General features: G+C 68.0%; 2 protein-coding genes. One reads left to right on the top strand and one right to left on the bottom strand.

Annotation, left to right across the window (positions count from 1 at the left end; translation table 11 throughout):
• Positions 1 to 411, bottom strand: a 411-nt coding sequence (locus tag AC27VN_RS41635; RefSeq protein WP_490880533.1) for an SDR family NAD(P)-dependent oxidoreductase, incomplete at its 3' end; no start/stop codon positions are given.
• A 200-nt stretch (positions 412 to 611) separates the two neighbouring features.
• Here AC27VN_RS41635 and AC27VN_RS41630 point away from each other — a divergent pair.
• Positions 612 to 1,139, top strand: a complete 528-nt coding sequence (locus AC27VN_RS41630) for a thermonuclease family protein (protein WP_490880532.1) — start codon at positions 612 to 614, stop codon at positions 1,137 to 1,139.
• Positions 1,140 to 1,318: the final 179 nt, after the last annotated feature.

The raw sequence follows: 1,318 nt of genomic DNA, 5'->3' as shown, positions 1-1,318 counted from the left end.
GCCCGCGCCGCCCGACATCAGCACCACCGAAGCGCCGGGTGCCAGCTTGGCGAGCGCATGGTGCACGGCCCAGTACTGGGGCCAGAACTTCTGGCGAAACGGGCTTTCGACCTGGGCCACGTCCTCGCTGCCGAAGGGCGCGACGCTGTAGCTCGCGCCGGGCGTGAACAGGTGGTCGATGGCGGGCAGCGGCGCGAAGAAGCGCGCGAGCGAATCGGCGTCGGACGAGTCGACCGTCGCGCCGGTGGCCGCGGGACCGAGCTGCTCGAGGGCCGCCGCCAGCCGCTGCGGCGAGCGACCGCCCACGTGGACCTGGCCGCCCTGCTGGACGACGCGCTGCGCCACCGCGAGACCGATGCCGGAGGTGCCGCCGACGATGGCGACGCGTTGCTGCGAGAAGGTGTTGCTCATGATTGGATTTTCGCGAGTTCCATATTTTAGAACTCACGTCAAGATAATTGAACTCGATCATAGAAGGCCGCGCCGCCCTGTCAAGCGCGCGGCACGGTGCCGCGCGCCGCTGGAAAAAATGTGTGTCCCCACCGCGCCCGGCACGCGAATCCCTTAGCCTCGATGCGTCCTCATCCGTTGTCGATCCGTCCGTCTTCTTCATGCACCTGCGCGCGTTCCTTCCCATCCTTCTTGCCTTCCCCCTGCTGGCCCATGCCGCCGCTTCCCGCAGCTGTCTCGTCGTTGGCGTCAGCGACGGCGACACGCTGACCGCGCGCTGCGGCCGCAGCGGTGCCTACGAACAGGTCAAGGTGCGCATCGCCGCCATCGACGCGCCCGAGAAGGCGCAGCCCTATGGCCAGCGCAGCCGCCAGGCGCTGAGCCGGCTCTGCTATGCCGAGAAGGCGCTGATCACCGCGCGCGACACCGATCGCTACGGCCGCACCGTGGCCGACGTGTCGTGCAACGGCGAGGACGCGGGCCGGCGCATGGTGTCGGAGGGCTGGGCCTGGGTCTACGACTACCACGGCATCGCGAGCAAGCGCGGCGGCGACCTGTTCCGGCTGCAGGATGGCGCCCGCGCGCAGCGTGCCGGGCTGTGGGCCGACACCAGGCCCACGCCACCCTGGGAATGGCGCCGGCAGCGACGCGAATCTCACTGGAGTGACAACTTCTTCTCGTCCTTCTGAGTGCCTTGAGGCTGGACACGGCCCATGTCACGCGAGATTCATGCGGCGCGAAGAGCATTCGGGGTTCTTGCAACCCACGCACCGAAGAGAACAACGACATGGCCAAGAATTTCGACCGGATGGAGGACTCCAACCTTTCCGCCAACCCCACGATCCACGAGGTGTCCGATCCGGCGCGC

The organism is Variovorax sp. 20P10.2.4 (assembly GCF_058244205.1).
Note: the sequence above shows the minus strand (reverse complement) of the source record. Positions and strands in the feature narration are given on the sequence as shown.

Coding starts and splice junctions, on each gene's coding strand:
- AC27VN_RS41630 (WP_490880532.1), top strand. CDS start 612: ATGCACCTGCGCGCGTTCCTTCCCATCCTTCTTGCCTTCCCCCTGCTG.